At 69.8% G+C, this 18,287-nt stretch carries 13 protein-coding genes; 8 read left to right on the top strand and 5 right to left on the bottom strand.

The genetic code is table 11. The features are described 5' to 3' along the window. Positions 1-41: 41 nt before the first annotated feature. Positions 42-878, bottom strand: coding sequence for a hypothetical protein (locus OO67_RS20640; protein WP_341864646.1), 837 nt, complete (start codon positions 876-878; stop codon positions 42-44). A 305-nt stretch (positions 879-1,183) separates the two neighbouring features. On the opposite strand from OO67_RS20640, the gene OO67_RS20635 reads away from it, so the two are divergent. Further along, on the top strand, positions 1,184-2,467 hold the full coding sequence (locus OO67_RS20635) for a glycoside hydrolase family 16 protein (protein ID WP_033302507.1): 1,284 nt from the start codon (positions 1,184-1,186) through the stop codon (positions 2,465-2,467). 310 nt (positions 2,468-2,777) lie between these two features. Here OO67_RS20635 and OO67_RS20630 read toward each other — a convergent pair whose 3' ends face one another. Next, positions 2,778-3,221, bottom strand: coding sequence for an SSI family serine proteinase inhibitor (locus tag OO67_RS20630; RefSeq protein WP_033302506.1), 444 nt, complete (start codon positions 3,219-3,221; stop codon positions 2,778-2,780). A gap of 421 nt (positions 3,222-3,642) precedes the next feature. Between OO67_RS20630 and OO67_RS20625 the strand changes: the two genes are divergently transcribed. From OO67_RS20625 to OO67_RS20610, 4 genes are all read left to right on the top strand, one after another. After that, entirely contained in the window at positions 3,643-5,112 is a 1,470-nt protein-coding gene (locus OO67_RS20625; RefSeq protein WP_033302504.1) for an aldehyde dehydrogenase family protein, read from the top strand. Continuing rightward, positions 5,109-6,704 (top strand): APC family permease, encoded by a 1,596-nt coding sequence (locus OO67_RS20620; protein ID WP_033302502.1) that lies wholly within the window; start codon positions 5,109-5,111, stop codon positions 6,702-6,704. Before OO67_RS20625 ends, OO67_RS20620 begins: the two co-directional genes overlap by 4 nt. A 54-nt stretch (positions 6,705-6,758) precedes the next feature. Continuing rightward, positions 6,759-8,330: a GMC family oxidoreductase gene (locus OO67_RS20615; RefSeq protein ID WP_033302501.1), complete on the top strand. Its 1,572-nt coding sequence runs from the start codon at positions 6,759-6,761 to the stop codon at positions 8,328-8,330. A 473-nt stretch (positions 8,331-8,803) separates the two neighbouring features. Further along, on the top strand, positions 8,804-10,219 hold the full coding sequence (locus OO67_RS20610; RefSeq protein ID WP_033302500.1) for a PepSY-associated TM helix domain-containing protein: 1,416 nt from the start codon (positions 8,804-8,806) through the stop codon (positions 10,217-10,219). 298 nt (positions 10,220-10,517) lie between these two features. Here the strand turns inward: OO67_RS20610 and OO67_RS20605 are convergent, their stop codons facing one another. From OO67_RS20605 to OO67_RS20595, 3 genes are all read right to left on the bottom strand, one after another. Beyond that, positions 10,518-11,861, bottom strand: a complete 1,344-nt coding sequence (locus tag OO67_RS20605) for an MFS transporter (protein WP_033302499.1) — start codon at positions 11,859-11,861, stop codon at positions 10,518-10,520. Positions 11,862-12,153: 292 nt separating this feature from the next. Further along, positions 12,154-13,326: a 4-hydroxybenzoate 3-monooxygenase gene (locus OO67_RS20600; protein WP_033302497.1), complete on the bottom strand. Its 1,173-nt coding sequence runs from the start codon at positions 13,324-13,326 to the stop codon at positions 12,154-12,156. 363 nt (positions 13,327-13,689) lie between these two features. Next, positions 13,690-14,772 (bottom strand): LacI family DNA-binding transcriptional regulator, encoded by a 1,083-nt coding sequence (locus tag OO67_RS20595; RefSeq protein ID WP_078598124.1) that lies wholly within the window; start codon positions 14,770-14,772, stop codon positions 13,690-13,692. A gap of 189 nt (positions 14,773-14,961) precedes the next feature. Here OO67_RS20595 and OO67_RS20590 point away from each other — a divergent pair, with 189 nt between their 5' ends. The 3 genes from OO67_RS20590 (at position 14,962) to OO67_RS20580 (ending at position 18,264) form a co-directional block, all read left to right on the top strand. Continuing rightward, positions 14,962-15,888 (top strand): carbohydrate ABC transporter permease, encoded by a 927-nt coding sequence (locus tag OO67_RS20590; protein ID WP_033302495.1) that lies wholly within the window; start codon positions 14,962-14,964, stop codon positions 15,886-15,888. A gap of 4 nt (positions 15,889-15,892) precedes the next feature. Next, complete coding sequence (locus OO67_RS20585) at positions 15,893-16,834, top strand: carbohydrate ABC transporter permease (protein ID WP_033302494.1); 942 nt, start codon at positions 15,893-15,895, stop codon at positions 16,832-16,834. Between the two features lie 89 nt (positions 16,835-16,923). Continuing rightward, the gene (locus tag OO67_RS20580) at positions 16,924-18,264 is read left to right on the top strand and encodes an ABC transporter substrate-binding protein (RefSeq protein ID WP_033302493.1); all 1,341 of its coding nucleotides are present in this window, start codon (positions 16,924-16,926) and stop codon (positions 18,262-18,264) included. Positions 18,265-18,287: the final 23 nt, after the last annotated feature.

Genomic DNA, 18,287 nt, shown 5'->3' with positions numbered 1-18,287 from the left:
GTGTCGTCCCCGGCTCCCCGGCCCCGGGCCGGGGCGGGCCGTCAACCTCGAGCGACCTCCGACGCGCTCCAGGCCGTCGAGAGTCCTTCGAGCCATGCCGGGGGGAGTTCCGCGTGCTCCCACTCCGCCCGGAGTGCTGACGGTGCGGCGGTGAGACGCTCCAGTACGGCGATGCTCGTGGGGGAGTGGAGCAGGGAGTAGCGGCCGTGGACGGCGATGCGGCTGTGAGGCCCGTACTGCGCGTACAAGTGAGCCAGCCGCTCGCGGTGGGACCCGGTGAACTGCTCGAGTCGTCCGGCGTACCCCACCCGACCCACGACACTCATCGTGCCGAGCAGTGCGGTGAGGACCTCGTCCGACACCTCGGGGTCGAGGTCCGAGGTGTCACTGAACTCGAGGAAGAGCGGCATGACGGCGACCTTCGCGCGCTCCACGTCCATCCTCCCGACGGGGTGACGCACCCGCGTGACCCCGGCCGAGCCGGGCGTCTCCGGGCCGATGGCACGCTCGAGGGCTCGATCCGCGACGCGGGCGAGCACGTCGCCGACGGCCCGTGCGCCGTCGCGCCAGCCGACGCCGTAGGACTCCCCCTGCCCGGCCGGGACGCGCTCCGCCCTGCCGACCTCGCTGTGCGCGTCCGCGATCGCGCCGGCCTCGACGAGCGCGATCAGCTCCTCGGCTTCGCCCCGGAAGACTCCCGCGCGGCCCAGGAGTTCAAGGAGGGTGTTCCTGGCGTTCGTCACGTTGGCGGAGTCCAGCGGGTGCCGGTCCGTTTCGGCGGTGTCGATCGTGTCCCCCTCGTCGGCGTGGGTCCGGTCCGTCGGCGGGACGGGGAGTTGCCGTCCCGCTGTACGTGCCCCGGCTGTGCGGCTTTCCACCGGAAGCGGCTGACGCCCAGCTTCTCAAGTCTCCACGACACGATCCGTCATCGCCGCACCCGGGGCGGATCCGGACGGCCCGTGTCCTGTCCCAACGGGCGGCTCCGGTCTATACCAAACCCTTGACATGCTCGATGTTCATTCATTAAATCAAGAAGTGAACTAAGCGCTCCACCTCTTCACCCTCCCTGTGCGGCCCGTCCGGTCCGTGCGGGGCGCGCGAGGAGGGCTCGATGCGGTGCCTGCCCGACTCTCGTATCTGACATGCGCACGTCAGTCCCTCACGCTCCCCGAAGGGAGAAGGCATGAGTTCCCCTCGTTCGTCTCGACGTCTGATCGTGTCCCTCGTCATGGCGCTCGGCCTCGCCTCGCTGTCCACCGGCCTGGCGCAGAGCGCGCCCACGCCGGAGCCCGCGGTCACGGCACAGGCCACCACCGCCGCGGCAGCACCGGCCGCCGTCACGTTCTCCGACGAGTTCGACGGGCCCGCCGGGTCCGGCGTCGACGGAGGCAAGTGGCAGACCGAGACCGGTGACAACGTCAACAACCACGAGCGGCAGTACTACACCGCGGGCAACCGGAACGCCGCGCTCGACGGCCAGGGCAACCTCGTCATCACCGCGCGCAAGGAGAATCCAGGCAACTACCAGTGCTGGTACGGGCGGTGCGAGTACACGTCCGCCCGCCTGAACACCGCCGGCAAGTTCACCACCACCTACGGCCGCGTCGAGGCCCGGATGAAGATCCCGCGCGGGCAGGGCATCTGGCCCGCCTTCTGGATGCTGGGCAACGACATCGGCCAGGTCGGCTGGCCCAACAGCGGCGAGATCGACATCATGGAGAACGTCGGCTTCGAACCCGGCACCGTCCACGGCACCCTGCACGGCCCCGGCTACTCCGGCAGCGGAGGCATCGGCGCGGGTTACTCCCTGCCCGGCGGGCAGGCGTTCGCCGACGCGTTCCACACCTTCGCCGTCGACTGGAGCCCGAACGCCATCACCTGGTCCGTCGACGGCACCGTCTACCAGCGGCGTACCCCGGCCGACCTGGGCGGGAAGCAGTGGGTCTTCGACAAGCCGTTCTTCATCATCCTCAACCTCGCGGTCGGCGGCTACTGGCCCGGCGACCCGGACGGAAGCACCGTCCTTCCGCAGCGCCTCCTGGTCGACTACGTCCGTGTCAGCACCGACAGCGGTCAGCCGGGCGGTGGCGGGCCCATCACCGGCCTGGCGGGCAAGTGTGCCGACGTCGCGGGTGCCGCGACCGCGAACGGCACGGCGGTTCAGTTGTACGACTGCAACGGCACCGCTGCGCAGCGGTGGACGGTGGGTGGTGACGGGACGATCCGCGCACTGGGCAAGTGTCTGGACGTCGCGTCGGGCGGAACGGCGGACGGAACCCCGGTGCAGCTGTGGGACTGCAACGGGTCGGCTGCGCAGCAGTGGGCGACGCCTGCTGCACGGGACATCGTGAATCCGCAGGCGAACAAGTGTCTGGACGTGAACGGCGGGAGCAGCGCGAACGGAAGCCGGTTGCAGATCTGGACCTGCACCGGTGCCGCCAACCAGAAGTGGACGGTGACCCGGTGACCCGGTGACCGCGAAATCCGCGAGGTGACCCGCGCCACGGGGTGTCCGCTGAGCGCGGCGAGCGGGACCGCCGCCGGCCGGACCGACGCTCCGGCGGCTGACCCGCACCGGAGCGCCACCTCGGGTAAGAGCTGACCCGCTCGCAGCCCGCAGGTGCGAATCCGGCTCCCCACGCCCTCGCCGTGCACGCTGCGGCGAGGGCGCGGGTGGTCGCGGACCGTGCACGGGCGGGAACGGCGAGGCGGGTGCCCCGGCCTCATCCCTCCGGTCGAGGCGATGCTCTCTCACCGCGACCGCTGCCCGTCCTCGGTCAGAAGGCGAAGACCTGGCCGTCAGCGAGGCTTGCCCGCATTTCGCACGCGTTGCCGAAGGTGGCCGACCATGAGACGTGACGGCCCTGCCACACACCGGTCGCGTCGACGACTACGGGGTCCCACTGACGCGTGCAGGCCCCCTGCGGCATCGGCGTGGTCAGCCGCGTGAACTCGCCCTGGACCGAGTGCAGTTCCGCACACGCGGTGGCGGGCGAGGGGTGGGTCCCGCTGGGGCGGGGTGCGCAGCTCAGGGTGACGGCCCGCTGGACGGCGGCCGTGGCGGTGCCGCTCTCGCCGACCGAGAGGACGAGAGCCGACGGGGCGTAGAGGCCGGACGGCTGTGCGGGCAGGGCCTGTGCGACTCCCGTAACGGCCGTGCCGGCCAGGACGAGTGTGGAAAGCGTGGCGATTACGCCGATTCTGCAGAGCTTGCCGCGCATTGGTGAATCTCCTTCGCTCGGGGTGCGATTGCGGTGGGGAGTCTGATGCATGCGGACAGTGAGTGCACATCGATCAGTGTTTTCCGGCCCGGCCCTCCGGTGAGTCACCTACCGAATGACCGTTCGGGCAGCTGGGGGGCGGTGCGTGAGTCCCGCGCGAGCTGTCCGGCATGTGGACAGATTCCACTGGTACAACCGCGAACTACCGTCTGACCTGCAATGACGGGCAAGTGGTTCCAAGGTGAACAGCCGGGCTTCGGCCGGAAAGCAGCGTTCGGTACGTAGGCCGGGTGATCGACGTGAGGCCCGGTGTGCGAGTCGCTCGCCGCGCGAGGGTGCTTGTGGGCGCTTACGTTGGGTGCCGAGCTCAGCACGGACGGCCATACGCCTCCCCTCACTCGTGCGAGCCCGGAGGGACGTCATGCCTGAGCTGTACATCGGGGGCCGCTGGAGCGCCGCCGTCGAGCGCGGAACGCGTGAGATCCGCTGCCCTGCCGACGGCGAGCTGGTCGCCGTCGTCGACGAGGCGGGGCCGCGGGACGCGGAGGCGGCGGTGGCTGCGGCACGCGAGGCGTTCGACAGCGGCCCGTGGCCGCGCACACCGGCGGCCGAGCGCGGCCGTCTGCTGCTGCGCGTCGCCGGCCTGCTGGAACGGGACAAGGACGTGTACGCCCGAGCCGAGACCCTGGACACCGGGAAACGGCTCGTCGAGAGCGAGTACGACATGGACGACATCGCGAACTGTTTCCGCTACTTCGGGAACCTGGTCGCGACCGGCGGCACCGACCGCGTCGTCGACACGGGCGATCATGCCATCGACAGCCGGGTGGTACGCGAACCGGTGGGTGTCTGTTCGCTGATCACACCGTGGAACTACCCGCTGCTGCAGACGGCCTGGAAGGTCGCACCCGCGGTCGCCGCGGGCAACACCTTCGTCCTCAAGCCCAGCGAGCTCACGCCGCACACCGCGATCCTCCTGATGAAGACGCTCACCGAAGCGGGACTGCCGGCCGGCGTGGCGAATCTGGTGCTCGGGGCCGGTGCGACCGCCGGAGCGCCGCTGAGCTCGGACCCGCGTGTGGACATGGTCTCCTTCACCGGCGGCCTGGTCACCGGGCGGCTGATCATGGCGGCGGCCGCGCCCACCGTGAAGAAGATCGCGCTCGAACTGGGCGGGAAGAACCCCAACATCGTGTTCGCCGACACCGAGTTCGACACCGCCGTCGACTACGCGTTGATGGCGGTGTTCCTGCACGCCGGGCAGGTCTGCTCGGCCGGTGCGCGGCTGCTCGTGCAGGACGAGCTCCACGACGCGTTCGTCGACGAGCTGGTGCGACGCGCCCGGGGGATCCGGCTCGGCGGGCCGTTCGACGAGAACGCCCGCAGCGGGCCGCTGATCTCGGCCGCACACCGCGACAAGGTCGAGAAGTACGTGGCCGCGGGCCTGGCTGAGGGAGCGGTCCTGCGTTGCGGTGGCGCCCGCCCGGACGACCCCGCGCTGCAGGATGGCTTCTACTACCTGCCGACCGTGCTCGACGAGTGCACTCCGGACATGACCGTCGTCCGGGACGAATCCTTCGGCCCGGTCCTGACCGTGGAACGGTTCCGGGAGGAGGCCGAAGCCGTCGCCCTGGCCAACGACACCGTCTACGGGCTGGCCGGGGCGGTCTGGACGCAGGACGCCGAGCGCGCCCACCGGGTGGCCGCCGGGCTGCGCACCGGAACCGTGTGGATCAATGACTTCCATCCCTACGTACCGCAGGCCGAGTGGGGCGGAATGAAGCAGTCCGGTGTCGGCCGCGAGCTGGGCCCGACCGGTCTCGAGGAGTACCAGGAGGCCAAACACATCTGGCGCAACACCGCGGCCCGGCCACAGAGGTGGTTCGAATGAGCCACTCCGGCCCGACGGGCCGGGGCCCGGCGAGCACCCCGCGCCCGGGAACCCGGGCGGACGGCAGTCACGACGACGACTCGCTCACCGAACTCGGCTACAAACCCGAGCTCAAGCGGACCCTGGGCAACTTCCACACCTTCGCCGCGGGCATCAGCTACATCTCGATCCTGACCGGTACCTTCCAGCTGTTCTACTTCGGTGTGAGCTTCGGCGGCCCGGCCTACTGGTGGTCCTGGCCCATGGTCTTCGTCGGCCAGCTCATGGTCGCCCTGTGCTTCTGCGAACTCGCGGCCCGCTACCCGGTGGCCGGCTCGGTCTACAACTGGGCCAAGAGCATGGGCGGACCGCACGTCGGCTGGCTCGGCGGCTGGATGATGATGACCGCCACCATGGTCACGCTCTCGGCCGTGGCACTCGCCTACCAGATCACGCTGCCGCAGATCGACGGCTGGTTCCAGTTCGTCGGCGACGGCACCGGCAAGAACGACGCGGCGGCCAACGCCGTTCTCCTCGGCACGGTACTGATCCTGTTCTCCACCCTGGTCAACGCCTTCGGTGTCCAGCTCATGGCCCGGATCAACTCGGCGGGCGTGTTCATCGAGCTGATCGCCGCCGTCGCCCTGATCATCTTCCTGGCGGCGCACATCACCCGAGGTCCCAGCGACGCCTTGACGGAGACGTACGGGCTCGGCGAAGGGCAGGCCCTCGGGTACTTCGGTGCGTTCCTCACCGCGTCGCTCGCGTCCGCGTACGTCATGTACGGCTTCGATACGGCGTCGTCGCTCGGTGAGGAGTCGCACAATCCGAGCCACAACGCGCCCCGCGCCATCCTGCGTGCGCTCATCGCGTCGTTCCTCATCGGCGGCCTGATCCTGCTCTTCGCGCTGCTGGCAGTGCCTGATCTGGCCGCGAAGGAGCTGTCGACGGGCGGCCTGCAGTACGTGGTGCTGGACACGCTCGGCTCGACCGTCGGCGAGATCTTCCTGTGGTGCGTGGTCATCGCGATCACGGTCTGCGTGCTGGCCGTTCAGGCCGCAGGGATCCGGCTGATGTTCGCCATGGCACGCGACAACAACCTTCCCGCGGGCTCGGTCCTGGCCCGGGTCAGCCCCCGCTTCCAGACGCCTGTGGTGCCTGCCGTCGTGATCGGTGTGGTGGGCGTCGTCATCCTGGTGATCAATGTCAACCAGCCGCAGATCTTCTCGGTGATCACGAGCATCGCGATCATCATGATCTATCTGGCCTATCTGATGGTCACCACCCCCATGCTGATCCGCCGGCTACGAGGCACCTGGAAGCCTGCCGAAGGCAGCTTCTCGCTCGGCCGGTTCGGACTGCCGGTCAACATGCTCGCCGTGCTGTGGGGAGCGGCCATGTCGGTCAACCTCGCCTGGCCGCGCGCCGAGGTCTACAACGCGACGGGGCCGCAGCACTGGTACCTGCGCTGGGGCGCCTTCGTCTTCATCGGCATCGTCGGGCTCGGCGGCTTCGCCTACTACTGGTTCGTGCAGCGGCACAGGACCGGCGTCCTCGAGAGCCATCGCACCGAGGAGAACCAGCCGGCAGCCCCCGTACCGCCGGCTGCCTAGCCACGGAACCCCGGGGGCCGCGGCCCTTCCCCCCCCTGCCTTCTGGAGCCACAGATGCCCGACGAGAGCCAACCGCAGGACGAGTTCGACTACGTGGTGGTCGGCGGGGGTACGGCCGGCGCGGTCGTGGCCGCCCGGCTGTCCGAGGACCCGTCCGTCACCGTCTGCGTACTGGAGGCCGGCCCCTCGGACGTCGGGGACGACAACATCCTGCGGCTCGACCGGTGGATGGGACTTCTGGAATCCGGCTACGACTGGGACTACCCCGTGGAGCCGCAGGAGCACGGCAACAGCTTCATGCGGCATGCTCGCGCCAAAGTCCTCGGCGGCTGCTCCTCCCACAACTCCTGCATCGCCTTCTGGGCACCGGCCGAGGACCTCGACGAGTGGGGTGCTCTGGGGTGCGAGGGCTGGAGCGCCGCGGACTGCTTTCCCCTCTACCGGCGGCTGGAGACGAACGACTCGCCCGGTGACCACCACGGGCGCAACGGCCCGGTGACCATCCGCACGATCCCTCCGGACGACCCGTGCGGAGTGGCCCTGCTGGAGGCCTGCGCGGAAGCCGGAATCCCCACCACGCCGTTCAACACCGGCAGGACGGTCACCCGAGGGGCGCACTGGTTCCAGATCAACGCCCGTCCCGACGGTACGCGTTCATCCTCTTCCGTCTCCTACCTGCACCCGATCCTCGGAAAGCGTCCCAACCTCGAAGTACGCACGGGGCTCCAGGCCAAGCGCCTGGTGCTCGACGCCGGACAGCGCTGCACCGGCGTCGAATACCTGACGCCCGACCTCATCCACACGCGCACAGTCGGCGCACGGCGCGAGGTCGTCGTGTGCTGCGGCGCCATCGACGCGCCGAAGCTGCTGATGCTCTCGGGGATCGGCCCGGCGGAGCATCTGCGGGAGACCGGTGTGGGCGTCCGCGTCGACTCGCCGGCGGTCGGCTCCCACCTCCAGGACCACCCCGAAGGGGTGATCATGTGGGAGGCCCGCCGGCCCATGGTCACCACGTCCACCCAGTGGTGGGAGATCGGCATCTTCGCCGACACCGGATCCGGCCTCGACCGGCCGGACCTGATGTTCCATTACGGGGCCGTGCCCTTCGACATGAACACCTACCGGCGCGGCTACCCGACCTCCGAGAACGCCTTCTGTCTCACGCCGAACGTCACCCGCGCCCGCTCCATGGGCACGGTGCGGCTGCGCACCCGGGACTTCCGGGACAAGCCGCGGGTCGACCCGCGCTACTTCACCGACGAGCACGACGTACGGGTGATGACCCACGGCCTGAGGCTCGCCCGGGACATCGTCTCCCGTCCGCCCATGGCGACCTGGGCCGGCCGGGAACTGGCGCCGGGGACCGGCGCCCGGACCGACGCGGAGCTGCTCGACTACATCCGCGAGACCCACAACACGGTCTACCATCCGGCGGGCACGGTACGGATGGGTGCCACCGGCGACCCCGAGGCCGCCCTCGATCCTCGCCTTCGCGTGAAGGGGGTGCGGGGTCTGAGGGTGGCCGACGCCTCCGTGATGCCGTTCCTGCCAGCCGTCAACCCCTGCATCACCACGATGATGATCGGTGAGAAGTGCGCGGACATGATCCGCGCCGACCGCGACTGAACGGACCCGGGTGCCAGGCCGCAACCGGTCGGCCCTCCGAGGACCGGGACGAGGGCTGCCTGCCTCCGGCACCGGCTGCCCGGAAGCGGCCAGGACAAGCCTCTGACCTCCGGTGCCTACGCCGGACCCCACGACATCATCACCAAGGCCGGGGACCACATCATGAAGGACTACGCGGACCTGGCCGAAAGTCCGCGCAATCCCGCAGCCATCAGTTCTCTCGCCGCTGACCCGAGGGAGTCCGTTTCCTGAACCGGGCTGCGTGCCCCGTGAACTGACGGCCCGGCGCCGAACCCGTGTCGGCCTGCTCCAAGGGGGGGTATGGCGTGGGCGGACGAGGCGGGTGCCCACCACCGGCCTCCTGTGGTCCGGATCACAGCCGGTCGCGGGAACTCCTCCGCCTGCGCAGCCGACTTCTGGACCGGCTGACCACGGTCTGCCCGCGCGCCCCCACGCCCCTCAGGAGAGCCTTCATGTCCGTCGAACCAGCAGTCCACACCTCATCCGCAGACCCGGAGGCCCGAGAGCCGGGCGATCCCCCTGGCCGGACCACCTGGGCATCGCTCAGACCTCTGGTGCTGCGACTGCACTTCTACGCCGGGGTGTTCATCGCGCCGTTCCTTCTGGTGGCCGCTGCCACGGGCCTCCTCTACGCCGGTTCCTACCAGGCCGAGAAAATCGTCTACGCGGATGAACTCCGGGTCCCCGTCGGAGTGGACGAGCTGCCGATCTCGCGGCAGGTCGAGGCGGCCCGGGAAGCGCATCCCGAGGGAGAGATCAGCGCCGTCCGTCCGGCTCCCGAAGAGGGCGCGACGACACGGGTCATGCTGTCCGGCGTGAAAGGGGTGGACGCCACCCACACGCTCGCCGTGTTCGTGGACCCGTACACCGGTGAACCGACCGGGACGCTGGAGCAGTACGGCTCCTCCGGTGCCCTGCCCCTGCGTACCTGGATCGACGAGTTCCACCGCGACCTGCACCTGGGCCAGACAGGCCGGCTCTACAGTGAGCTCGCCGCGAGCTGGCTGTGGGTGATAGCCGGCGGCGGCGTCGTGCTGTGGTTCGGCCGGCACAGGGCTCGTCGGAAGGTGCGTGGAACAACAGGTCGCAGGCGCACTCTCTCCCTGCACGGCACCGTGGGCGTGTGGGCCGCGGTCGGACTCTTCTTCCTGTCCGCCACGGGTCTGACCTGGTCCACGTACGCCGGCCAGAACGTCTCCGACCTGCGCGAGGCCATCAGTCAGACGACGCCGACGGTCTCCGCGGGGATCGTGTCCGGGGGCGAGCACGCCGAGCACACGCAGTCGGGCGGATCCGGTGACGCACCGGGTGAGGACGTCGGGCTGGACGCGGTGCTGGAGGCCGCTCGTGGCGAGCGGCTCTCGAACCCGGTGGAGATCGTTCCTCCGGCCGACGCCTCCTCCGCCTACGTCGTGCGCCAGATCCAGCGCAGCTGGCCCGAGAAGCAGGATGCGGTCGCCATCGACCCGGCCACCGGCGAGGTCACCGATGTGGTGCGGTTCGCCGACTATCCGCTGCTCGCCAAGCTGTCCCGCTGGGGGATCGACGCACACACCGGCTCCCTGTTCGGGCCGGCGAACCAGATCGTGCTCGCCGCTCTCACCGCCGGCCTGATCGTCCTCATCCTGCTCGGCTACCGGATGTGGTGGCAGCGTGGTCGCGGTTCCGGCTTCGGCCGCCCGATGCCGCGCGGCGCGTGGCAGAAGGTCCCGCCCCACGTGCTGGTTCCGCTGATGGCAGGCGTCGCCGTCGTGGGGTACTTCGTGCCGCTGCTCGGCATCCCGCTGGCGGCGTTCCTGGCTGTCGACATCGTGCTGGGCGAGGTCGCCTACCGGCGGGGCAGGCGCACGTACGCGACCGGATCCTGACGGGAGTGGCGTCCGTGCCCGACCGGCCCTCCGCGTACGGCCCTGACCTCGTTCGACGCGCACGCCGTTCTCCCCGGACGGTCAGGGGCCCGCACTCGCCGGCACCGCCGCCCTGACCTGAGGAGAGCGAAGGGGACGCCGCCGTCGTGGAGGGGCCGCCGGACGCGTCGCCTTCCAAGGCCGGTCCGGAAGGCCGTGGGGCTGCGGTCCCACGTGCCGGGCGAGCGGGACAGGCGGCCCCGGCCTGGGCCGGCCCCCGGTGGAGCGGATCCGGGGGCGCACCTCGCCGCTCCTGCGCTCAGTCCGCCGAGGGCACGAGCGCGGGAGCCGTGTCGGGGCTGCGTCCACGGCGGTTCTTCATCGCCAGCGGGACCAGGGAGATCGCCAGCGCGCCGAGGACCGCCGTCACCGCGAACGTGGTGAAACCGAGGCCCGCGTCACCGCCGGCCAGGACCGCGCCGCCGAGGGTCGGGCCGACCACCGCACCCGTACGGCCGATGCCCGTGACCCAGCCCAGGCCGGTGGCGCGTTCACGGGGTGCGTAGACGCGGGAGGTCGCGGCGTACACCATCACCTGGGCGCTGAACAGCCAGATGCCGGTGACGAAGACGACCGCGTACGCGACGCCGATGGGCAGCTGCGCCCTCAGCAGGAACGTGCCGACCGCCGTCAGCACGAACCACAGGGCGGAGACCTTCACCGGGCCGAACCTGTCCGCCGTGCGGCCGGCTACCAGCATGCCCACGATGCCGCCCGCGTTGATCACCATCAGGAAGGTGACCGAGGAGGAGAGGGAGTAACCGGTGGCACGCATGAGTTCGGGCAGCCAGGTGGAGACGCCGTAGACGAGGAGGAGTCCGGCGAAGGACGCGATCCACAGCAGCGGGGTCGCCCAGCGGGTGCCCGGCGCGAACAGGGCGGTGATCGCCGTCATGCGGCCCTTCGCGCCGGCCTGGGGGGCCTGCTGCACGCCGGGGCGCTCCAGCCGGAATCGGTCGGCGACCGCGTAGGCCTCCTCGGTCCGGCCCCTGGCGAAGAGCACCCCGGGCGACTCCGGAAGCCACTTCAGCACCAGCGGCACCGCGATCACGGCGGGGAGCACCCCTGCCCAGAACACCCAGCGCCAGCCGTGTTCGGGGGCGATGACGAGCCCGATGCCGGTGGCCGCCATGCCGCCCGCGTGGTACGAGGTCATCATCAGGCCGGTGGCGAGGGCGGCGCGGCGTGGCGGAGCGAACTCGGCCACGATCGCCAGCCCGATCGGCATGAGTCCGCCCAGGCCGAGTCCCGAGAGGAAGCGGCCCGCGCCGAACACGGTGGCACCGGTCGCGACGGCGCACAGTGCGGAGCCGACGGAGAACAGCACGACGCTGCCCACGACCAGTGGCTTCCGGCCCAGCCAGTCGGTGAGTGTCCCCGCCGTCAACGCGCCGATCAGCATGCCGAAGGTGGTCCAGCTGCCGATGGAGCCGGCCGACGCGGGGGTGAAGCCGAGGCTCTCGTCGGCGAGGAGGTGCGGCATGGTCGCGCCGTAGATGTTGACGTCCATGCCGTCGAAGAACACGGCGAGCCAGCACAGCGCGATGACTGGAGCGACGACCCGGAAGGAGCGGTCGGGTGGGGACGTGGTGGAGGCAGCCACGGGGCACTCGCTTTCTGCCACGGCGTTGTGGCGGGTGGGCCGTCCTGTACGAGGGATCAACACCACGGTCGGGGAGTAAGTGTTCGCGAGGTGAAAATAATTCCACTCGCGGGCGGTGCGAGTGTCTCCCTGGCCTCCACTCGTGTCAATGGGGGCCGCGGCGCTGCTTCGTGATGCCAGGCACGGGGGGCGGGCCCGCAGGTACATGCCTACGGGCCGGACGTCCGCTCACCTCCGGGGCGGGCGAAGTTCCCCGGTAGGCCGTCCTGTCGTCGCCCCCGTTCCGGCACGGTTACGGCAGTGGCAGACCCGCGTAGTTCATCGCGAGTTCGGCCGCGGCGTGCGGTGAGGCCGCTATGCGGTCGAGCTGGGCGATCTGGAGCCGCGTGTCGAACGGGCTCTGGTCCGGATCGGTATGCAGCGTCGTGGTCATGAAGTACGAGAAGTGTTCGGCGCGCCATACGCGACGCAGGCATGTCTCGGAATAGCTGTCCAGCAGGTCGCTCGCACCGGTCCTGTGCTGCCGGATCAGCGCCCGGCCCAGCACCACGACGTCGGCGGCCGCCAGGTTGAGCCCCTTCGCGCCGGTGGGCGGCACGATGTGCGCGGCGTCGCCGGCCAGGAAGACGCGGCCGTACCGCATCGGTTCGGTGACCGAACTGCGCATCGGCAGAACGCTCCTGGAGGTGATCGGTCCGCGGTCCAGCTTCCATCCGTCGAGTGCGAACCGGGCATCCAGCTCGTCCCAGATCCGCTCGTCGGGCCAGTCGGCCGGGTCCGTGCCGTTGGGCACCTGGAGGTACATCCGGCTGACCTCCGGCGACCGCATGCTGTGCAGGGCGAAGCCGCGCGGGGAGTGGGCGTAGACCAACTCGTCGCAGGAGGGCGCCACATCGGCCAGGATGCCGAACCAGGAGTAGGGGTAGACCCGCTCGTAGGTGCGCCTGACCCCTTCGGGTACGGCTGCCCGGGTCACCCCGTGGAAGCCGTCGCAGCCCACGACGTAGTCGCACGTCAGGGTCCTGTCCTGTCCCTCGTGCCAGTATCGGATCGTCGGGCGGCCGGTGTCCGCGCCCTCGACGGAGCGGACCTCGGCTCCGAAGTGGAGGGCGGCGCCGTCGGCCAGCTGCAGGGCTACGAGGTCCTTGACGACCTCCGTCTGCGCGTACACCCACACGCGGCGACCGCCCGTCAGGGACGGGAAGTCGATCCGGTGCGCCCGGCCTTCCCAGCGCAGTTCCACACCGTCGTGCACCAGGCCCTCGGCATCCAGCCGTTCGGCTGCCCCGACTTCGCGCAGGGCGTCGACGGTGGACTGTTCGAGGATGCCCGCCCGCTGACGCTGTTCGACGTAGGCGCGATCGCGGCTCTCCAGGACGACGCAGTCGACGCCCGCGCGGTGGAGCAGGCGCGACAGCAGCAGCCCGGCCGGGCCGCCCCCGATGATTCCTACGGTCGTGTGCACGTCTCGTTCTCCTTCTCGCTTCGGGGAGTTCGCGTCCCATGGGGCCCGCCGCTCGCCCGCCCGCATGGCTGAGTGCCGCCCGGCCCCGGAAGGTGTGGGCGATGCCCACGTTCCTTCCGGGGCGCGGGCGCCCGTCGATGCCTACCCTCGGGGCGGTGTGATCAGTACGCGTCCGTTCCCGGTCACGGGGGTGTTCGCGTAGTGAGTGTTCGCAGAGTGAAAATTTCTTCACTCGGTTGCCGTGAGTGTGCCGCCCGGATCGCGGCCCTGTCAATGGTTCTGTCCGGATACCGGCGCGTCTCACCGTCCGTCCTGTCCCGCCCTGGCCGGGCTGGTGATCAGGGCGGTGACGTGGCCGATGGCCTATTCACCGGCAGGGGGCGGCGCGGTGCTGTCGCGCACCACCAGGCGCGTGGGTACGAGTGTCGTGCCGTGCTCCGCCTCGTCGTGGCGCATCCGCCGCAGTACGCCCTCGACGCACAGCCGACCCACTTCGGCGAAGTCCTGGTGCACCGTGGTCAGGGGCGGCATGTAGGAGCCGGCTTCCGGGATGTTGTCGAAGCCGATGACGCTGACGTCGTCCGGGATGACGCGGCCTCGTTCGCGGAGGGCCCGGAGGAGACCGAGCGCCATCTGGTCGTTGGCGGCGAACACGGCCGTGCAGTCGTCCCGGGCGGCGAGTCGGAGCCCCGCCCGGTAGCCGGACTCGGCCGACCAGTCTCCGCGTGCGACCGGAGGCACGGGCCGGCCGGCCTCGGTGAGTTCGGCCGACCAGGCGTCCGCACGGCGCTGCGCGGCGAAGGACTCCTCGGGTCCGGCCAGGTGCCAGACCGTGCGGTGGCCGAGGTCCAGGAGGTGCCGCACGGCGGCACGGGCGCCCCCGGCCTGGTCGGTGTCGACCACGGTGTAGCGGTCACCGGCGTCCGAGTCGGCGACGACGACCTGGACGTGCGGGGGGAGGGAGAGGGTCGCCACGTCGAGGAGGTGCACCTCCATGATGACGATGACCGCGTCGACCGCCAGCTCTCCGAGCCGGGAGAACGCGCCGCGCACCTCGTCCTGTGTGGGAACGGCGACGGGCAGGAGAGTGACGGCGTACCCCTCCTGTGCCGCGGAGGTGGCGATCGCCTCCAGGGTGCGCATGTTGCCCGTGGTGGAGAGGTTGAAGGTGATGACGCCGATGGTGCGGAACTCGCCGCGCTTGAGCGCCCGTGCGGCGCTGTTCGGCCGGTAGCCCAGCTCCTTCATGGCGGCCAGCACCTGGCGTCTGGTCTTCTCGTTGACTCCCTCGTAGCCGTTGGACACGCGGGACACCGTCTGGGACGAGACGCCGGCCAGGCGGGCGACGTCCGCCATGGACGCCGTCCGGGAGTGCCGGGTGGCCGGTCCTCCCTTGCGGGCGTCCGGCCGTGGCGTGTTCGTCGAGTCCGTGTCCGCGGTGTCCACCGGTCTCCATCCGTTGTGCGGGGCGGCCGGAGTGCCCGACCCTTGACCGTCCACCTGGGGCCGGTGTAGACATTCCGCCATCAGATGTTTACGTAAACATATCAGCCACGCCCCTTCGGGAACGTGGTGTTCACGCGACCGTCCCGACGCTGTGTGCCGCCGGTTCCGAGATGGACGAGCGAGGAAAACATGACAACGCCAGCCACCGTTGCGGGTCCCGGCCGGCGCCCGCGACGCCCTTCGGCGAAGCGGGACCGCCGATCATGGACCGGGTGGGGCTTCATCGGCCCGTTCGTGCTGGTCTTCGCCTTCGTCTTCCTCGCGCCGATCGCCTACTCGATCTACCTCAGCCTCTTCCGGGACCAGCTCATCGGCGGCACGACCTTCGTGGGCCTGGACAACTATCAACAGGCTCTGCAGGACGAACAGTTCTGGTCGTCGTTGACCCGGGTCTCGCTCTTCCTGCTCGTCCAGGTGCCGATCATGCTGGGCATCGCCCTCTTCGTCGCGCTGGCCCTGGACAGCGGGCGGCTCTACGGCAGGGACTTCTTCCGGATCTCGGTCTTCCTGCCGTACGCGGTGCCCGCCGTGGTCGCCACGCTCATGTGGGGCTTCATGTACGGCACCCACTTCGGTCTCGTCGGCGACATCAACGACGCACTGGGCGTCTCCCTGCCGAACCCCCTCTCGCCCGGTCTCGTCCTGGCGTCGATCGGAAACATCGTCACCTGGGAGTTCGTCGGCTACAACATGCTGATCTTCTACTCCGCGCTGCGCGTCATCCCGAACTCCCTGTACGAGGCCGCGGAGATGGACGGTGCCGGCCAGATCCGCGTGATCACCGCCATCAAGCTTCCCGCCATCCGCGGGGCCCTGGTCATCGCGACGATCTTCTCGATCATCGGCACGTTCCAGCTGTTCAACGAGCCGAGCATCCTGCAGAAGCTGGCGCCCAACGCCATCACCACCTCCTACACCCCCAACTTCTACACCTACTCGTTGTCCTTCTCCGGCCAGCAGCACAACTACTCGGCGACCGTTGCCATCGTCATGGGCCTGATCACCATGGTCATCGCCTACGTCGTCCAGCTGCGCGGCATGCACAAGGAATCGTGAAGCGATGAGCAGCCCTCCCACCACAGCCCCGTCCGTACCCGCCCCGGCCGGACGGGCCGGCGCCGTCCCACGCCTGCGCGGCCGGCCGCGGCACACTCCTTCCCGCCCACGGCGCAGCGTGCCGCTGACCGTGCTCACCGGCCTGGTCCTGCTCTACTCGCTGGTCCCGCTGGCCTGGCTGGTGATCAGCGCCACCAAGACCCAGCGGGGGCTGGCCGATTCGTTCGGTCTCTGGTTCAGCGGCGACTTCGCCCTGTGGGACAACATCGTCGAGACGTTCAGCTACGACGACGGTGTCTTCACCCGATGGCTGCTGAACACCCTCTTGTACGTCGTGGTGGGGGCAGGCGGGGCGACACTTCTGGCCGTCCTGGGCGGCTACGCCCTGGCCAAGTTCTCCTTTCCCGGCAAGCGCGCGGTCTTCGGCGTGGTGATCGGCGCCGTCGCTGTCCCCGGAACGGCCCTGGCCGTTCCCACCTTCCTGATGTTCAGCAGGATGGGGCTGACCGACACCCCGTGGGCCGTGATCATCCCCTCCCTCATCTCGCCCTTCGGCCTCTACCTGATGTGGGTCTTCGCTTCCCAGGCCGTGCCGGCCGAACTGCTGGAGGCCGCGCGCATCGACGGGGCGGGGGAGACGCGCACGTTCTTCCAGGTGGTCCTGCCGCTGCTCGCTCCCGGCATCGTCACGGTCCTGCTGTTCACCACGGTCGCCACCTGGAACAACTACTTCCTGCCGTTGATCATGCTGAAGGACCCGGACTGGTATCCGCTCACCCTGGGCCTCAACAGCTGGAACGCCCAGGCCGCCACGGCCGGCGGCGAAGCCGTCTTCCATCTGGTGATCACCGGATCCCTGGTCACCATCGTTCCGCTGATCGCCGCGTTCCTCCTGCTGCAGAAGTACTGGCAGTCCGGGCTCGCCGCCGGAAGCGTCAAGGAGTAGGCGGACGCGTCCGGTCCGGACGCGTTCCCCCACAGTTCACCCAACTCTCATCAGGCACGGTTTCGGCCACGAAGAAGTGGAAGCACCCCATGCGTATGAGCACACGCCGCCTGCTGCGCGGCACAGCCCTGATCGCCGCCCTGGCCCTGGGTTCGACCGCCTGCGGCGGCTCCGCCGACGGCGGCTCCGACCGGAAGCAGGTCAGCGCCGAGGACATCGACGCCGCTCTGGAGAAGGGGGGCACCCTCACGGTCTGGGCGTGGGAGCCGACCCTGAAGCAGGTTGCCGCGGACTTCGAGAAGGCGCATCCCGCCGTCGACGTCGAACTCGTCAACGCCGGTACCGGCAACGACCAGTACAAGGCGCTCCAGAACGCCATCTCGGCGAAGAAGGGTGTCCCCGACGTCGCGCAGCTCGAGTACTACGCCCTCGGTCAGTACGCACTGACGAAGGGCCTGGACGATCTCGCCCCGTACGGCGCCGACAAGCTGGCCGACACGTTCACCCCGGGCCCGTGGAACGCCGTGAAGTCGGACGGGAACGTGTACGCCCTGCCCATGGACTCCGGTCCCATGGCGCTGTTCTACAACAAGACGGTCTTCGACAAGCACGAGATCGAGGTGCCCACCACCTGGGACGAGTACCTCCAGGCGGCACGGGACCTGCACAAGGCCGACCCCAAGGTGTACATCGCCAACGACACCGGTGACGCCGGTGCGACCACCAGCCTCCTGTGGCAGGCGGGCTCCCGCCCCTACACGGTCGACGGCACCGAAGTGAAGATCGACTTCTCCGACGAGGGCGCCGCGAAGTACACGGAGGTCTGGCAGCAGCTCCTCGACGAGAAACTCCTCGCGCCCATCACCAGCTGGAGCGACGAGTGGTACAAGGGTCTGGGCGCGGGCACGGTCGCCACCCTGGCCATCGGGGCCTGGATGCCCGCCAACCTCTCCTCGGGCGTGAAGGAGGGATCCGGCCAGTGGCGGGTCGCACCGCTGCCCCAGTGGACCGCGGGGGAGAGGACCAGTGCCGAGAACGGCGGCAGCTCCCTGGCCCTGCCCGCGCTGGGCGGGAACAAGGAACTCGCCTACGCCTTCACCGAGTACGCGAACGCCGGCGAGGGTGTCAAGACCCGCATCGCGGCGGGCGCCTTCCCGGCGACGACCGCGGATCTGCGGTCCGACGCGTTCCAGAACACCGAGTTCCCCTACTTCGGCGGCCAGAAGGCCAACAAGATCTTCGCCGAGTCGGCCGCGAACGTCGGCACGGGATGGTCGTACCTGCCCTACCAGGTCTACGCCAACTCCGTGTTCAACGACACGGTAGGCCAGGCCTACGTCTCCGGGACCAAGCTGTCCGGCGGGCTCAGGAACTGGCAGGACGCCTCCGTCAAGTACGGGACCGAACAGGGTTTCACCGTCCAGAAGTAGGCACGCGTTCCGTCCCGCCCCGC

This window comes from Streptomyces atroolivaceus, assembly GCF_000717025.1.
GTDB lineage: Bacteria > Actinomycetota > Actinomycetes > Streptomycetales > Streptomycetaceae > Streptomyces > Streptomyces atroolivaceus.
This window is presented reverse-complemented; position numbering and strand designations above follow the sequence as displayed.

What these genes read in the sequence shown, in the direction of transcription:
- OO67_RS20630 (WP_033302506.1), bottom strand. Translation starts at nt 3,221, where the DNA reads ATGCGCGGCAAGCTCTGCAGAATCGGCGTAATCGCCACGCTTTCCACA.
- OO67_RS20610 (WP_033302500.1), top strand. Translation starts at nt 8,804, where the DNA reads ATGTCCGTCGAACCAGCAGTCCACACCTCATCCGCAGACCCGGAGGCC.
- OO67_RS20625 (WP_033302504.1), top strand. Translation starts at nt 3,643, where the DNA reads ATGCCTGAGCTGTACATCGGGGGCCGCTGGAGCGCCGCCGTCGAGCGC.
- OO67_RS20635 (WP_033302507.1), top strand. Translation starts at nt 1,184, where the DNA reads ATGAGTTCCCCTCGTTCGTCTCGACGTCTGATCGTGTCCCTCGTCATG.
- OO67_RS20615 (WP_033302501.1), top strand. Translation starts at nt 6,759, where the DNA reads ATGCCCGACGAGAGCCAACCGCAGGACGAGTTCGACTACGTGGTGGTC.
- OO67_RS20585 (WP_033302494.1), top strand. Translation starts at nt 15,893, where the DNA reads ATGAGCAGCCCTCCCACCACAGCCCCGTCCGTACCCGCCCCGGCCGGA.
- OO67_RS20580 (WP_033302493.1), top strand. Translation starts at nt 16,924, where the DNA reads ATGCGTATGAGCACACGCCGCCTGCTGCGCGGCACAGCCCTGATCGCC.
- OO67_RS20590 (WP_033302495.1), top strand. Translation starts at nt 14,962, where the DNA reads ATGACAACGCCAGCCACCGTTGCGGGTCCCGGCCGGCGCCCGCGACGC.
- OO67_RS20620 (WP_033302502.1), top strand. Translation starts at nt 5,109, where the DNA reads ATGAGCCACTCCGGCCCGACGGGCCGGGGCCCGGCGAGCACCCCGCGC.